Annotated in this window: 10 protein-coding genes; 7 read left to right on the top strand and 3 right to left on the bottom strand. The window is 73.7% G+C overall.

Annotation, left to right across the window (positions count from 1 at the left end; translation table 11 throughout):
• Positions 1–107 precede the first annotated feature (107 nt).
• The 4 genes from aceA to ABZ493_RS05530 all read left to right on the top strand — a co-directional run bounded on the left by aceA (position 108) and on the right by ABZ493_RS05530 (position 3,967).
• Positions 108–1,418, top strand: a complete 1,311-nt coding sequence (aceA, locus tag ABZ493_RS05545; protein ID WP_430581181.1) for an isocitrate lyase — start codon at positions 108–110, stop codon at positions 1,416–1,418.
• A 97-nt stretch (positions 1,419–1,515) separates the two neighbouring features.
• Positions 1,516–3,237: a malate synthase A gene (gene aceB / locus ABZ493_RS05540; RefSeq protein ID WP_430581180.1), complete on the top strand. Its 1,722-nt coding sequence runs from the start codon at positions 1,516–1,518 to the stop codon at positions 3,235–3,237.
• A gap of 65 nt (positions 3,238–3,302) precedes the next feature.
• A complete protein-coding gene (locus ABZ493_RS05535) occupies positions 3,303–3,479 on the top strand; it encodes a hypothetical protein (RefSeq protein WP_430581179.1) in 177 nt (58 codons plus the stop codon).
• A 65-nt stretch (positions 3,480–3,544) separates the two neighbouring features.
• The gene (locus ABZ493_RS05530) at positions 3,545–3,967 is read left to right on the top strand and encodes a hypothetical protein (protein WP_430581178.1); all 423 of its coding nucleotides are present in this window, start codon (positions 3,545–3,547) and stop codon (positions 3,965–3,967) included.
• Between the two features lie 20 nt (positions 3,968–3,987).
• On the opposite strand, the gene ABZ493_RS05525 is transcribed toward ABZ493_RS05530, so the two are convergent.
• Both ABZ493_RS05525 and ABZ493_RS05520 read right to left on the bottom strand, forming a co-directional pair.
• Entirely contained in the window at positions 3,988–5,184 is a 1,197-nt protein-coding gene (locus tag ABZ493_RS05525) for a glycosyltransferase (RefSeq protein ID WP_430581177.1), read from the bottom strand.
• A gap of 66 nt (positions 5,185–5,250) precedes the next feature.
• Positions 5,251–8,031: a LuxR family transcriptional regulator gene (locus ABZ493_RS05520; RefSeq protein WP_430581176.1), complete on the bottom strand. Its 2,781-nt coding sequence runs from the start codon at positions 8,029–8,031 to the stop codon at positions 5,251–5,253.
• A gap of 126 nt (positions 8,032–8,157) precedes the next feature.
• On the opposite strand from ABZ493_RS05520, the gene ABZ493_RS05515 reads away from it, so the two are divergent.
• Complete coding sequence (locus ABZ493_RS05515) at positions 8,158–9,258, top strand: class I SAM-dependent methyltransferase (RefSeq protein WP_430581175.1); 1,101 nt, start codon at positions 8,158–8,160, stop codon at positions 9,256–9,258.
• A gap of 3 nt (positions 9,259–9,261) precedes the next feature.
• Here ABZ493_RS05515 and ABZ493_RS05510 read toward each other — a convergent pair whose 3' ends face one another.
• Positions 9,262–12,573: a type I restriction endonuclease subunit R gene (locus ABZ493_RS05510; protein WP_430581174.1), complete on the bottom strand. Its 3,312-nt coding sequence runs from the start codon at positions 12,571–12,573 to the stop codon at positions 9,262–9,264.
• Positions 12,574–12,835: 262 nt separating this feature from the next.
• On the opposite strand from ABZ493_RS05510, the gene ABZ493_RS05505 reads away from it, so the two are divergent.
• A complete protein-coding gene (locus tag ABZ493_RS05505; RefSeq protein ID WP_430581173.1) occupies positions 12,836–13,099 on the top strand; it encodes a helix-turn-helix domain-containing protein in 264 nt (87 codons plus the stop codon).
• A complete protein-coding gene (locus ABZ493_RS05500) occupies positions 13,096–14,364 on the top strand; it encodes a type II toxin-antitoxin system HipA family toxin (RefSeq protein WP_430581172.1) in 1,269 nt (422 codons plus the stop codon). The genes ABZ493_RS05505 and ABZ493_RS05500 overlap by 4 nt, the downstream gene beginning before the upstream one ends.
• Positions 14,365–14,368 lie beyond the last annotated feature (4 nt).

The raw sequence follows: 14,368 nt of genomic DNA, 5'->3' as shown, positions 1-14,368 counted from the left end.
ACCGCGGAATTTCTCCTCAGAAATCCTGGCCGCGGGGCGGCACGGCGCGCGAGGGTCATGGTCATCGGCACCACAGCACGCGAACCGAGAGACGAAAGAGGCACGACATGACCGCCACCCTCGAGCCCCGCACCACCGCCACCGGCGACCAGACGCAGACCGCCGCCGCGCTGGCCGAGCAGTGGGCGTCCGACCCCCGCTGGGCGGGCGTCGAGCGCACCTACACGGCCGAGGACGTCGTCGCGCTGCGCGGTTCGGTCGGCGAGGAGTTCACGCTGGCCCGCCGCGGCGCCGAGCGGCTGTGGCGCCAGCTGCACGAGGAGGACTTCATCAACGCGCTCGGCGCGCTCACCGGCAACCAGGCCGTGCAGCAGGTGAAGGCCGGCCTCCAGGCGATCTACCTCTCGGGCTGGCAGGTGGCCGGCGACGCGAACCTCGCGGGCCAGACCTACCCCGACCAGTCGCTCTACCCGGCCAACTCGGTGCCGGCCGTCGTGCGCCGCATCAACAACGCGCTGCTGCGCGCCGACCAGATCGACGTCTCCGAGAACGGCGCGCCGACCCGCGACTGGCTCGCCCCGATCGTGGCGGACGCCGAGGCCGGCTTCGGCGGCCCGCTCAACGCGTACGAGCTGATGCGGTCGATGATCGCATCGGGCGCCGCGGGCGTGCACTGGGAGGACCAGCTCGCCAGCGAGAAGAAGTGCGGCCACCTGGGCGGCAAGGTGCTCATCCCCACCCAGCAGCACGTGCGCACCCTCAACGCCGCGCGCCTCGCGGCCGACGTCTCCGACGTGCCGAGCGTCGTCATCGCCCGCACGGACGCCGAGGCCGCCACGCTGATCACGTCCGACGTCGACGAGCGCGACCGCCCGTTCCTCACCGGCGGCCGCACGGGCGAGGGCTTCTACGAGGTGCGCAACGGCGTCGAGCCGTGCATCGCGCGGGCCAAGGCCTACGCCCCGTACGCCGACCTCATCTGGATGGAGACCGGCACCCCGGACCTCGAGCTCGCGCGGAAGTTCGCGGAGGCCGTCAAGGCCGACTTCCCCGACCAGATGCTGGCGTACAACTGCTCGCCGTCGTTCAACTGGAAGAAGCACCTGGACGACGACACCATCGCGAAGTTCCAGCGCGAGCTGGGCGCCATGGGCTTCCGCTTCCAGTTCATCACCCTGGCCGGCTTCCACGCCCTCAACTACTCGATGTTCGACCTCGCCCACGGCTACGCCCGGGAGCAGATGTCCGCCTACGTGCGGCTGCAGGAGGCCGAGTTCGCCGCCGAGGCGCGCGGCTACACCGCGACCAAGCACCAGCGCGAGGTCGGCACCGGTTACTTCGACCGCGTGTCGACGGCGCTCAACCCCGACGCCGCCACCCTCGCCCTCGCCGGCTCCACCGAGGCCGCGCAGTTCTGACCCTGCCCGCACCCCGCCGACGGTTCGGATCCCGTACGTCATTCGCCCGATGACGTACGGAGTCCGAACCGTCGGCCGAAGTTCCCGGAGGTTCGTCATGACCACCCTCGCTCCCCCCACCACCAGCCCGACGACGGCGACGCCGCTCGCCGACACCGCGACCGACCCGTTCGTCTGGGGCGGGACGTCGCTCGCGGAGGGGCACCTCACCGTCACCGCCCCGCTCGCGGCGCGCGACGAGGAGATCCTCACCCCGGAGGCGCTGGCGTTCCTGGCGATGCTGCACGACCGGTTCGCCGACGACCGCACCGAGCTGCTGCTGGAGCGGCAGCGACGGATGCGGCGCATCGCGGACGGCGACGACCCCGACTTCCACCCGGCCACCCGGCCCGTGCGCGACGACCCGTCCTGGCGGGTCGCGGGCGCGGCCGGGGCGCCGGGGCTGAGCGACCGCCGCGTCGAGATCACGGGCCCGACGGACCCGAAGATGACGATCAACGCGCTGAACTCCGGCGCCCGGTGCTGGCTGGCCGACGCCGAGGACGCACAGTCCCCGACGTGGCGCAACGTCGTGGAGGGCCAGCTCGCCCTGCACGACGCGATCCGCGGCACGCTGACGTTCACCAACCCGGCGGGCAAGGACTACGCGCTCCGGTCGACGGACCTCACCGAGCTGCCGACCATCGTGTTCCGGCCGCGCGGCTGGCACCTGTTCGAGTCGCACCTGGCGTACACCGGCCCTGACGGGTCCACGCAGCCGGCGTCGGGCTCGCTGGTCGACTTCGGCCTGTACCTGTTCCACAACGCCCACGAGCTGGTCTCCCGCGGGCGCGGACCCTACTTCTACCTGCCGAAGCTCGAGGGCTACCGCGAGGCGCGGCTGTGGAACGAGGTCTTCGAGGCGGCGCAGGAGGCGCTCGGCCTCCCCCTCGGCACGATCCGCGCCACGGTCCTCATCGAGACGCTGCCCGCGGCCTTCGAGATGGAGGAGATCCTCTACGAGCTGCGCGACCACTGCGCCGGCCTCAACGCGGGCCGCTGGGACTACTTGTTCAGCGTGATCAAGTGCTTCCGCAAGCGGGGGTCGTCGTACGTGCTGCCCGACCGCGGGCAGGTCACGATGACGGCGCCGTTCATGCGGGCGTACACCGAGCTGCTCGTCGCCACGTGCCACAAGCGCGGGGCGCACGCCATCGGCGGCATGAGCGCCTTCATCCCCGACCGCCGCTCCCCCGAGGTGACCGAGCGCGCCGTCGAGCAGGTGTGGGCCGACAAGACGCGCGAGGCCCACGACGGCTTCGACGGCACCTGGGTGGCCCACCCCGACCTGGTCGAGGTGGCGCGCGGCGCGTTCGACGAGGTGCTCGGCGAGCGCGAGCACCAGGTCGACCGCTCGCGCGACGACGTCGAGGTGGGCCAGGCGGAGCTGCTCGACGTCGCCTCGGCGCGGCGCGGCGGCGCCACCGTCACGGCGGCCGGGCTCCGGACGAACGTGTCCGTGGGGCTGCGCTACATCGAGTCGTGGCTGCGCGGCACCGGCGCGGCGGCGATCGACCACCTCATGGAGGACGCCGCCACCGCCGAGATCTCCCGGTCGCAGGTGTGGCAGTGGGTCGCCTCCGGCACGACGACGGACGACGGCCTGCCCATCACCCGCGTGCGCTGCGAGGCTGTGCTGCGCGACGTCCTGCGCGGCCTCCCCCGGTCCGCCGGCGACCGCTTCGAGGACGCCGCGGCGCTGTTCCGCGAGGTGGCGCTGGGCGAGGAGTTCCCGCCGTTCCTCACCACCGGCGCCTACGCCCGCTACCTCGCCGGCTGAGCGCCCTCGTCGGTCGCCGAACAGGCGGTTGACACCGTTATCCGGTCCAACGGGCCGCCATCACGGTGTCAACCGCCTGTTCGGCGCACCACGCGGCGAGCACCGGTGCCCCGGACGACGCACGGCTGCTCCTCGAGCGGGGCGCCGATCCGGCCACCGTCGACGACCGCTTCGGGCTGACGCCCGCGGGCTGGGCGGACTTCCTGGGCCGGGCCGAGTTCGCAGAGGTCCTCACCCCCTGATCCGCTGGGAGAGGCTGTGGATAACCTCGGCGGGCGGTGGCGCCGGTGCGGCAGGGTGACACCGCATGGACACCATCACCCCGTTCCGCCCGGGCGACGAGATCGCCGACGACGCCGAGCTGCTGGAGCTCGCCCACTTCCTCGTGGGAGGCGTCCACCCACGACGGCGCTCCCTCACCCTCACCTGGCTCGACGCCGACGACCGGCTCCTCGGGCTCGCGCTGCCGATCGACGACGTCCCCCGGCGGCCGGACTCCGCCGCCCTCGTCGGCCTGGGCACCGTGCTGCGCAGCGTCGTCGACGACGAGGCACCCGGCGGCTGCGCCGTCGTCGTGCTCGAACGGCCCGGCGACGCCACGCTCACCGCCGACGACCGTGCCTGGAACTGCGACCTGCGCGAGCAGGCCGACGCCCAGGGCGTGCGGCTGCGCGGGTTCTTCGTCGCCGCCGGCGGGCAGGTGCGGTCGCTCGCGCTGGACGACGCGTGAGGGCAGGCCTCGCCGGCCGCTCACCGGGCGTGCGCGAGCAGGTCTCCGACGACGGCGCGCGGCTCCGGGAGGCGACCCATCTCCTCGGCCATCCCCTGCGCCGCGGACCGATAGCGCGGCTCGTGCAGCACGGCGCGCACCGCGTCCCCGAGCCTGGCGGCGAGTCCCGGACCCGACTCGAGGGCGAGCCCCGCCCCCACCTCGGCGACCCGGCGGGCGTTGACCCACTGGTCCGACGCGAACAGCGGGACGACCACCTGCGGGACGCCCGCCCCGAGCGCGAGCGTCGTGGTGCCGAAGCCGCCGTGCCCGACCATCGCCGCCGCGAGCGCCATCACCGCCTCCTGCGGCCACCAGCGCTCGATGCGCACGTTGGGCGGCCACGGGGCCCAGGCCTCCGGGTCGCCGTGAGCGCCGACCGTCACCAGGGCCCGGGCCTCCACCCCGGCCAGGGCGTCGACGGCGGCGGAGTAGGTGCCGTCGAACACGCCCTGTGCCGCGGCGACCGTGCCGAAGGAGACGTAGACGAGCGGGGCGTCAGGGTCTCCCCCGGCAGGCAACGGCGGGGCCGGCGTGCGCGGCGCCGGGATCCGGTAGCGCACCGGCGCGACGGCGTCGTGAGCGCTGCTGTCACCCACGCTGTCACCCACGCCGGCACCCTCGCGGTCGTCGTCGAACGACGGCGGCACGCTGGTGAACACGGGCTCGGCTGCCGCCGCCGCGGCGAGGTCGGTCTCGACGCCCTCCCGGGCCGCGAGCTCGGCCAGCGGACCGGTCAGCTCGTCGACGAACGTCCTGGTCAGCGAGCACAGCCCGATCGCCACCTGGACGTGCGGGACCCCTGCCGCCTCCGCGGCGACGAGGGAGGCCACCTCCGCGGGCTCGCGGACCACGACGTCGGGTCGCCACGCGGCCAGGAGGCCGGTCACCGCCGGCAGCGCCGCGACGGGGTCGAGGCGGCCGAAGACCTCCCTCACCACCCGCGCGTTCGCCTCCTGTGGGGACAGGCTCGGCAGCGCGCCGAAGACGGCGCCCAGCGCCCCGGGGTCCGCGTCGTCGAACGGTTCGTGCGGCAGACCGGTCGGCGCGACGTGCTTCGCGAAAGAGGCGGGCGCGGCGACGCGGACCTCGTGGCCGGAGTCGGCGACCGCGCGGGCGAGGGGCACCATCGGCCGGAAGTGGCCCTGGCCGCCCGTGGTCGCGAACAGCACCCGCATCCTTCGAGGGTAGGACGCGCCTGTCGGGCGGAGGGGGTGAGATCCGCCCGCCCGAGCGGCGGCCGCTCACCCGTCCGACAACGCCGCCGCGAGCGCCTCGCGCGAGTGGATGCCGAGCTTCACGTACACCTTGCGCAGGTGGTACTCGACGGTCTTCGGCGACAGGAAGAGTGCGGCCGCCGCCTCGCGGGTGGTGTGCCCGTCCGCGAGGAGGATCCCCACCTGGAGCTCCTGCGGCGTGAGCGCGGCCCGCCACCCGTCGCCGGAGCGGCGGACGACCTCGCCGGTCGCGGTGAGCTCCGAGGCGGCGCGTTCCGACCAGGCCGCCGCGCCCAGCCGCTCGAACGTCTCCAGCGCCGCCCGCAGATGCCCGCGCGCGTCGACGCGGCGTCCCGAGCGGCGCAGCCGCTGGCCGTACGCGAGCCGCGTACGGGCGGCCTCGAACACGTCGGGGGTGCGCGCGTGCAGCGCGAGAGCCGCGTCGAACGCCGCGTCGGCGTCGTCGTCGGCCACGAGCGCGGTGGCGCGGCTCGCGCGGGCCAGCGCCCACGGGCTGCCCTTGGCACGGGCCCGGGCGGCGTACGACGGCACCCGCCGCCGCGCCCCGGCCAGGTCGCCCTCCCGGACCAACGCCTCCACGAGCTCCGGGACGGGCGCCAGGTCGACGTCCTCCATCCCGTACCGCTCCAGCAGAGCCTCGAGGTCGGTGAGCTCCGCGACGGCGGTGGGGACGTCGCCCCGGGACAGCGCGAGGTCCCCGACAGCGAAGCGCACCCACGCCTCCAGCAGGTGCATGTCCCCGCCCCGGCAGAGCTGCATCGCCTCGTCGGCGTCGGCCCGGCACCGGACCACGTCCCCCTGCCGGGCGGCGTGCCAGCACCGGCCCGCGAGTGCCGCCGCGAGCGGCCCGCGCTGACCGGTCTCGCGGGCGATGTCGACGGCGAGCGAGTACTCCGCGGTCGCCCGTTCCCAGGTGTCGCCCGTCGCGTGGCCGCGGGCCGCCAGGAAGAGGAGGCCGGGCAGCTCCGCGACGGTCGCCGCGCGACGCACCTCCGGGACGCGGTCCGCGAGCGCGCCGGCGCCGGACGCGTCCCGCAGGTAGAGGGGCACGATCATCAGCCACCGCCACCAGCGCGGGTCGGACGCGAGGCCCGCGTCCGCCTCGAGGATCGGGACGGCGGCACCCACCTCCGCGATCCCGCCCCGCCCGGCGAGGACGCGGGCCGTGCCGCAGCCGAGGAGCGCCAGGGCTCGGGCCCGGGCGGTGGTCGTGGTGGGCACCAGGGCCTCGAGCTCGGCCGCGAGCTCGAGGGAGACAGCGGTGCCTCCCAAGAAGAACGCCACGTAGGCGGCGTCGGCGAGCACGTGCACGCGGTCGTCGGACGACGACGTCTCGGCCGCGAGCCGGCGGAGCATGGTGACCGCGTCGCGCAGGGCACCGGTCCGCGCGGCGACGCCGGCGCGCAGCTCGAGCGCTCCCCTGGCCACGGCGGGCGCGACGGCCAGCTCGCCGAGCTCGTCGAGCAGGCGGAGCGCAGCCCGCGCGTCCCCCGCGGCCCAGGTGGCGCCCGCCGCCCGCAGCAGTCGGTCGCCGCGCCGCTCCACGCTCGGGCTCAGCGCCGCCGCACGCCGGTACGCCGCCGACGCGACGGTGTGGCCCGCCCGTGCCGCCGCCCGGTCGCCCGCCTTGTGGAGCAGGTCGGCGACGGCCGCGTCGGGACCTCGGACGGACTCCGCCAGGTGCCAGGCACGCCGGTCGTCGTCCCCGGGCGGGAGGGCCGCGGCGACGGCCCGGTGCGCGGCCCGCCGTCGCCCCGCCGGGGCGCCGGTGTACACGACCGACCGCAGCAACGGGTGGCGGAACGCGAGCCGCCCGCCGCCGGAGGTCACGAGGCCGGCGTCCTCGGCCGCGTCGAGGTCGGCGAGGTCCAGCCCGAGCGTCGCCGCAGCGGCTGAGGTCAGGGCCAGGTCGCCGTCGGCGACCGCCGCCACCAGCAAGACCTCGTGCGCCGGGGCGGGCAGGAGCCCCACGCGCCGGGAGAACGCCCTGGTGATCGTCTCCGGCACGGTCGACGGCATGCCCGCGATCTCGGGCCACAACGCGCCCGGATGGGTCGCGAGCTCGATCAGCGCGAGGGGGTTGCCCACCGACCGCCCGTACAGCTCGGCGAAGCGGCCCGCCGGCACCGGCCCGCCGGCGGCACGTTCTGCGAGAGCCCGTGCGGGCACCTCCGCCAACCCTGCGAGCCTGACGACCGGGAGCCCGACGACAAGATCGTCCGCCTCGGGGGTGCGGGCGGCGAGGACCATCGCGACCCGGTCGGCGCCCAGCCGGCGGGCGGCGAAGACCAGGGCCTGCGCCGACGGCGCGTCGAGGTCGTGCAGGTCGTCGACGAGCACGGCGACCGGGCCGTCCTCCGCGCACCGGGTGAGCATCCCGAGCGTCGCGGCGCCCACCGCCAGGCGGTCGCCCGCCGCCGGCCCGGGCACCGGCGCCGCCGCGGGCCGCGCGCCGTCCCCGGCCGCGAGCGCCGCCGCGAGCGCGGCAGCCTGGCGGCCGGGCAGGTCGCTGATCCGGTCGAGGCAGCCCGCGAAGAGCTGGGACAGGCCGGCGAACGGGATCTCGGACTCCGCGACGGTGCCCGTGGCCCGCAGCACGCGCACCGTCGTGACGGGTGCCGCCGGGCCGGGACCGCCCGCGCCCAGCGCCGCCGCCGTGTGCTCGAGCAGCGCGCTCTTGCCGACGCCCGGTTCGCCGAGGAGAACGAGACGTCCTGCCTCCCCGAGCCGGGCCCCTGCCAGGAGCCGGTCGATCGTCGCGACCTCGGCGTCGCGCCCCAGGAGCACCCTTCGAGTCTAGGCAGCGCGGCATCACCAGGTGGGGCCCCTGACGCGGGTTCACCCGCGCGGTCCCTACCGTCGCCAGCAGGAGGCTGCCGGCGTCCCGCCGGCACCCGACGGACGGAGAGAACGATGACCGACATCCAGGCTCCCGGCCCGGGCACCGCGCCCGCGCCGCAGGTCGACACCGACGCCCTGATGGCGTTCGTGTTCCGCGCCGTGGAGGAGGCGGGCGCCACCCTCAACGCCGGTCTCGTGGTGATGGGCGACAAGCTCGGCTACTACCGCGACCTCGCCGCGCACGGCGCCAGCACGCCCGCGGAGCTCGCCGCACGGACCGACACGGCCGAGCCGTACGCCCGGGAGTGGCTCAACGCGCAGGCCGCGGGCGCGTACGTGACGTACGACCCGGGTTCGGGCCGGTACACGCTGCCGCCCGAGCAGGCGGTCGCCCTCACGGTCGAGGACAGCCCCGCGTTCCTTCCCGGGCTGTTCCAGATCGCGCTCGGCACCGTGCACGACACGGACCACATCCTCGAGGCCGCCCGCACGGGGGCGGGGTTCGGCTGGCACGAGCACGGCGTGGACGTGCACGTCGGGTGCGAGCGCTTCTTCCGCCCGGGCTACCACGCGAACCTCGTCGAGGCGTGGCTGCCCGCCCTCGACGGCGTCGTGGAGCGGCTGACCCGAGGGGCGACCGTCGCCGACGTCGGCTGCGGCCACGGCTCCTCGACGATCCTCATGGCCCAGGCGTTCGAGGGCTCGACGTTCGTGGGTTACGACTACCACGAGGGGTCGATCGCGACGGCGCGCGAGCGTGCCGAGGCGGCGGGCGTGGGCGACCGCGTCCGCTTCGAGGTCGCGTCGGCGCAGGACTTCCCGGGCACCGGCTACGACCTCGTGACGATGTTCGACGCCCTGCACGACATGGGCGACCCCGTCGGCGCGGCCCGGCACGTGCACGACGCGCTCGCCGACGACGGCACCTGGATGGTCGTCGAGCCGATGGCCGGTGACCGGGTGGAGGACAACCTCAATCCTGTGGGCCGCGCGTACTACGGGTTCTCCACGCTGCTGTGCACCCCCACCTCGCTGGCCCAGGACGTCGGCCTGGCGCTCGGCACCCAGGCCGGGCCGTCGCGCATCCGCGACGTCGTCACCGCCGGCGGGCTCACCCGGTTCCGCGAGGTCGCGCGCACGCCGTTCAACCTCGTCTTCGAGGTGCGGAAGTGACGGTCACGCCGCGTATCGCGGGGCCATCGCCTCCATCTGTGCCATGACGAGGCGGATGGCCTCGGGCTGCTGGTCCGGCGGGTACTTGTGCTTGATGAGCAGGCGCTTGATCGACGAACGGAGCTTGGCCTTGACGTCGTCGCGCACGGTCCAGTCGGTCTTCACGTCGCGTCGCAGGACGGCGATCAGGTCCCGGGCGATCTCGGCGAGCTTCTCGTCGCCCTGCAGCAGCGCCGCGGACTCGTTCTGCGCGACAGCGTCGTAGAGCGCCAGCTCGTCGTGGCCGAGCGGAGGGTCGAACCGCTCTCCGCGCTTCGACTCTGCGACGACGTCACGTGCCATCTCGACGAGAGCTGCGATCACCTCGGCCGACGTGAGGTTCGCGTTCGTGTACTTGAGCATGAGCTGGGACAGACGTTCCGAGAATGCCTCGCGTCGCACCAGGTTGCCGGCGGTCGCGGTGCGCGCCTCCGCGGTCACGAGCGCGCGGAGCGCCTCGATCGTGATCTGCGGGTGCGGCGTGGACTGCGCCTTCGCCAGGAAGTCGCCGTCGAGCTGGTCGAGGCGCGGGCTCTCCAGCCCTGCGGCCCCGTAGACGTCCACGACGTCGCGCGCGTCGACCGACGTCGCGGTGAGCTGGTTGAGGAGGCGCTGGACGTCCTCGGGGATGGGCTGTCCGCTCGCCTGCCGCTCCTCGGCGTCGAGCTTGCCCATCCACACCCGCACCTCCTCGTAGAAGCGCGCGTCGTCGGCGAGGTCCGCGAGGGACTCGTGGCGGCCGGAGGCCGACCACGCCCGCGACAACGCCTGGGCACGCCGGCGGAACGCGTCGCCCACGGGCTCGGCGTCGGAGTCCGCGGGCACCCGGTTCTGCGGCGTGCGGGGGCTGCGGAGCCAGCTCACGACGTCCAGCACGACACCGATGTAGGCGCGGCCGCCCGCCCCGGCCTCGCGCAGCCGCGCCCGCCATCCCGTGGGCTCGACCAGCTCGCCCAGGGCAAGGACGAGACCCCGCGTGGCGTCGGCCACCTCGGCGAGCGGGGTGCCGACCGGCTTCTCGGCCTGGTCCCGGACCGTGTACTGCGCGAGCGCTGCCGCGAGGTTCTCGGCGACCGGTGCGTAGGCGACGAGAAGGCCGGCGTCCTTGCCGCGGAACGTCCGGTTCACGCGCGCCAGTGTCTGCATCAGCAGCGCGCCCCGCAGCGGACGGTCCAGGTAGAGCGTGTGCAGCGGCGGCGCATCGAAACCGGTCAGGAGCATGTCCTTGACGATGACGATCTCGAGCTCGTCGTCGGGATCCTTGAGCCGGTTCTTGATCAGCGTGTTCTCCCCGTCGCGCCGCACGTGGTCGGCGATCGGCGGCTGGTCCCCTGCGTCGCCCGAGTACACGACCTTGATCCGTCCCTTGGTCACGTCGTCGGAGTGCCAGTCGGGCCGCAGCGCGACGATCTGCTCGTACAGCCGGGCGCAGATCTCCCTGGTCCCGGCGACGACCAGCGCCTTGCCGGGCGCGCCGCCGGTGCCGTCGTGGACCTCCTGACCGACGGCCGACGCCGGGCGCACGAGCTCGGCCGCGGCGTCCCGTCGGGCCTCCCAGTGCTCCACGAGGTCGCGGGCCATGGTCCTGAGCCTGGCGGGGGCGCCGTAGACCGCGTTGACCACCGCCACCGACCTCTCGATCCGTGCGCGCTCCGCGTCGTCCAGACCTGCGGTCGCCTCGTCCGCCGCGCTGTCGATCGCGGTGGGGTCGACGTCGGCCGGGAAGCCCACCTTGACCAGTCGCGACTCGAAGTACACCGGGACGGTGGCCCCGTCGGCGACCGCACGGGTGAGGTCGTACACGTCGATGACGTCGCCGAACACGGCCTCGGTGTCCCGCTCCCCCGTGACCGGTGTCCCGGTGAAGGCGATGAGCGTCGCGTTCGGCAGCGCGTTCTTGAGGTGCCAGGCGTAACCGTCGAGGTCGTCGTAGTGGCTGCGGTGCGCCTCGTCGACGACGAGCACGATGTTGCGCCGCTCGGAGAGCACGGGGTGCCTTCGCCCCGACCGCTTCTCCTCCGCCGTGAGGCCGAACTTCTGCAACGTCGTGAAGTAGATGCCGCCCGTGGTGCGGCCCGCGAGCTCGCTGCGCAGCTCGTTGCGACGAGAGACCTGACGCGGCCGCTCGGCGAGCAGCTGCGACCGGGCGAAGGTCTGGAACAGCTGGTCGTCCAGGTCGGTGCGGTCGGTGATGACGACGATCGTCGGGTTCTCGAGCGCCGGGTGGCGGGCGATCGCCGCCGCGTACAGCTCCATCTCCATCGACTTGCCGGACCCCTGGGTGTGCCAGACGACGCCCGCACGTCCGTCGCCACGCACCGCCTCCGCCGTCGCGGCGACCGCCTTGGTCACGGCGAAGTACTGGTGCGGCTTCGCGACCCGCTTGTGCAGGCCGTCCTCGTCGGCGTCGAAGGCGACGAATCCCCGCAGCAGCTGGCCGAAGCGCTCGGGGTTGAAGAGCCCGTCGAGCGTGACCTCCAGCGGCGTGCGCGCCTCGATCTCGCCGAGGAGACCGTCGTCGTGCACCAGGTGCAACGGCCGGTCTCCGTCGGGCCGGCCGTCCGGCCCGACGACGCGACCGTCGTCGTCGACGTTCCACGGCGCGTAGTGGTTGAGCGGCGTGAACGGCGTCCCGTACTTCGCCACGACCCCGTCGCTGATCACGGTGAGCACGCAGAAGCGGAACACCATCGGCAGCTCGCGCAGGTAGGTGCCGAGCTGGGCATGGGCAGCGGAGACGTCCGCGTGGGGGGAACCCGCGTTCTTGAGCTCGACGATCACCACCGGCATGCCGTTGAGGTAGAGGACCACGTCGAAACGTCGCTCGACGTCGCCGTCCACGACCCTGACCTGGTTGGCGACGAGCCACTCGTTCTCGTGCTCGTGCGCGGAGACCAGTCGGACGGTCGCCGTCTGCTCCCGGCCGTCGTCCACGTAGGCGATCCGGTGCCCATGGACGAGGACGTCGTGGATCCGCTTGTTCTCGGTGATCGCGTCCTGCGACGACGGCCGGAGGATCTCCAGGAGCGCCTGCTCCATGTACTCGCGCGGCACGTCGGGGTTGAGGCGGCGCACAGTGGCACGCATCCGGGAGGGGATCGCGAGCTCGGACCACGACTCGCGCTGCGGCTGCTCGCCGAGGGCTGCGTACCCAGCGTGCCCGACCGCAGAGACCGCGCCGGGGGCGATCGCGTCACCGCGCAGCGGCTGCCAGCCGAGCGGCTCGGCCAGGTGCTCCAGCGCGAGCTGTTCCCAGTCGGCTTCGTGCAGTCGCATGCGTCCTCCGTGGTCGTCGCGGTCGTCGTCCTCGGCACCCATCGTGGCCGACAGGACGGCCCGTGGCAGCAGGTTCGCCCGGTAATCACCCTTATCAGGCCGTCCCTGGAGGGACCGAGGAGCAGTCTCCCCGGAGCTCACGCAGACACTGCCGGACAGCGTGAGCCACGATCCGCGGCCGATACCATGTCACCGAACCTGCACATCAGTACCATGTCACCGCTCTTGCACATCCCGAAGATGTGCACGTACGATCACTTTCATGGCTGGCATTGCGCTCACCACGCCTGCTCAGATCGGAGCGGCGATCCGAAGCGCCCGAATCCGCGAGGGCCTCACCCAGACCGGTCTTGCCGAGCGTGCGGGAGTCAGCCGCCGATGGCTCATCGCCCTCGAGCAGGGACAGGCTCAACGAGCCGAGCTGGGCAAGATCCTCGACACCCTCGATGCTCTCGGGCTCGACCTGACGGTGACCAGGGCAACGGCGCCCGACAAGGGCCTTGCGGACCTCTTGGAGGACCTGTGAGCAGCCGACACCTCGCCGTCCTCTTGTACGGGCGACATGTGGCCGCCCTCGAGCAGACGCCGGGCGGACAGCGCCGGATGCACTACCGGGACGACCCCGGTGCCACGCCGGTGTCGCTGACGATGCCGCTCGCGGGTGGTCCGTTCAACCATCGGGTCGTCGACCCGTTCCTCGAGGGCCTTCTCCCGGAGCGCGAGGCGGCTCGCGAGGCGATGTCCCGTGAGCTCGACGTGTCCGCGCGCAACCCGTTCGCGCTCCTGGCGCTCATGGGGCTCGACTGCGCCGGTGCCGTGCAGTTCTGCTCGGAGGACGAAGTGCCCGACGTCCTGGCCCGGCGCGGCAGCCTCGAAGCACTCGACGACAGTGACATCGAAGCCCGCCTGTCCGAGCTGCGCACCAATCCTGGGGCCAGCTGGCTCGCCCCCCGTGAGCGATGGTCGTTGGCGGGGGCCCAGGCCAAGTTCGCCTTGCGGCGAGAGGCCGACACGTGGTTCGAGGCCACAGGCGCCGAGCCGACCACCCACATCATCAAGCCCGGTGTGGACGGCTTCCGTTCGCAGGCTCTCAACGAACACGTCTGCCTCCAGACCGCCCGGCGAGCCGGACTCTCGGCCGCCGACTCACGCTTTGAGCGTTTCGGTGCCGAAACGGCGCTGGTCGTGGAGCGCTACGACCGTCGTCGTGACAGCAACGGGGACCTCGTGCGTCTGCACCAGGAGGACCTGTGCCAGGCGACGAGCACGTTCCCCCGCGACAAGTACGAATCCGACGGTGGCCCCAGGGCGGTGACAGTCGTCGACCTGCTGCGGGCCGCGAGCACCCGCCGCGTCCGCCAGGCCAACCTCGACGCGTTCGTCGACGCGCTCGCCTTCAACGTCCTCGTCCAGGCGCCGGACGCCCACGCGAAGAACTACTCCGTCGTCCTGCTCGACAACATCGTCCGGCTCGCCCCGCTGTACGACGTCGCGTCCGGCGCGCCCTACGACTCCACGAGCCAGGTCGGCCTGCGGCGGTCCGCGATGGCGATCGGCGGCCGCCGCGACTTCGCCGACATCGACCTCGAGCGATGGCGCCGGTTCGCCCGGGAGGCCGGCCTCGACGCCGACGCCGTGGAGGCCAGGGTGCGCAGCCTCGCCGAGCGCATCCCGGACGCGATGTCGGACGCCTTCACCGCTGAGGCCGAGCGCAGCGACTCACCCGAGATCGGCGAGCTTCGCGAGCGCATGCTCGACCGGATCGCGCGGGGTGTGCATCGGTATCGCTGAGCCG

This window comes from Isoptericola sp. NPDC019482 (assembly GCF_040632295.1).
Classification (GTDB): Bacteria; Actinomycetota; Actinomycetes; order Actinomycetales; family Cellulomonadaceae; genus Isoptericola.
The sequence above is the reverse complement of the archived record's forward strand: the minus strand, read 5'-3'. Positions and strand labels throughout refer to the sequence as shown.

Coding starts and splice junctions, on each gene's coding strand:
- aceA (WP_430581181.1), top strand. CDS start 108: ATGACCGCCACCCTCGAGCCCCGCACCACCGCCACCGGCGACCAGACG.
- aceB (WP_430581180.1), top strand. CDS start 1,516: ATGACCACCCTCGCTCCCCCCACCACCAGCCCGACGACGGCGACGCCG.
- ABZ493_RS05530 (WP_430581178.1), top strand. CDS start 3,545: ATGGACACCATCACCCCGTTCCGCCCGGGCGACGAGATCGCCGACGAC.
- ABZ493_RS05525 (WP_430581177.1), bottom strand. CDS start 5,184: ATGCGGGTGCTGTTCGCGACCACGGGCGGCCAGGGCCACTTCCGGCCG.
- ABZ493_RS05515 (WP_430581175.1), top strand. CDS start 8,158: ATGACCGACATCCAGGCTCCCGGCCCGGGCACCGCGCCCGCGCCGCAG.
- ABZ493_RS05510 (WP_430581174.1), bottom strand. CDS start 12,573: ATGCGACTGCACGAAGCCGACTGGGAACAGCTCGCGCTGGAGCACCTG.
- ABZ493_RS05505 (WP_430581173.1), top strand. CDS start 12,836: ATGGCTGGCATTGCGCTCACCACGCCTGCTCAGATCGGAGCGGCGATC.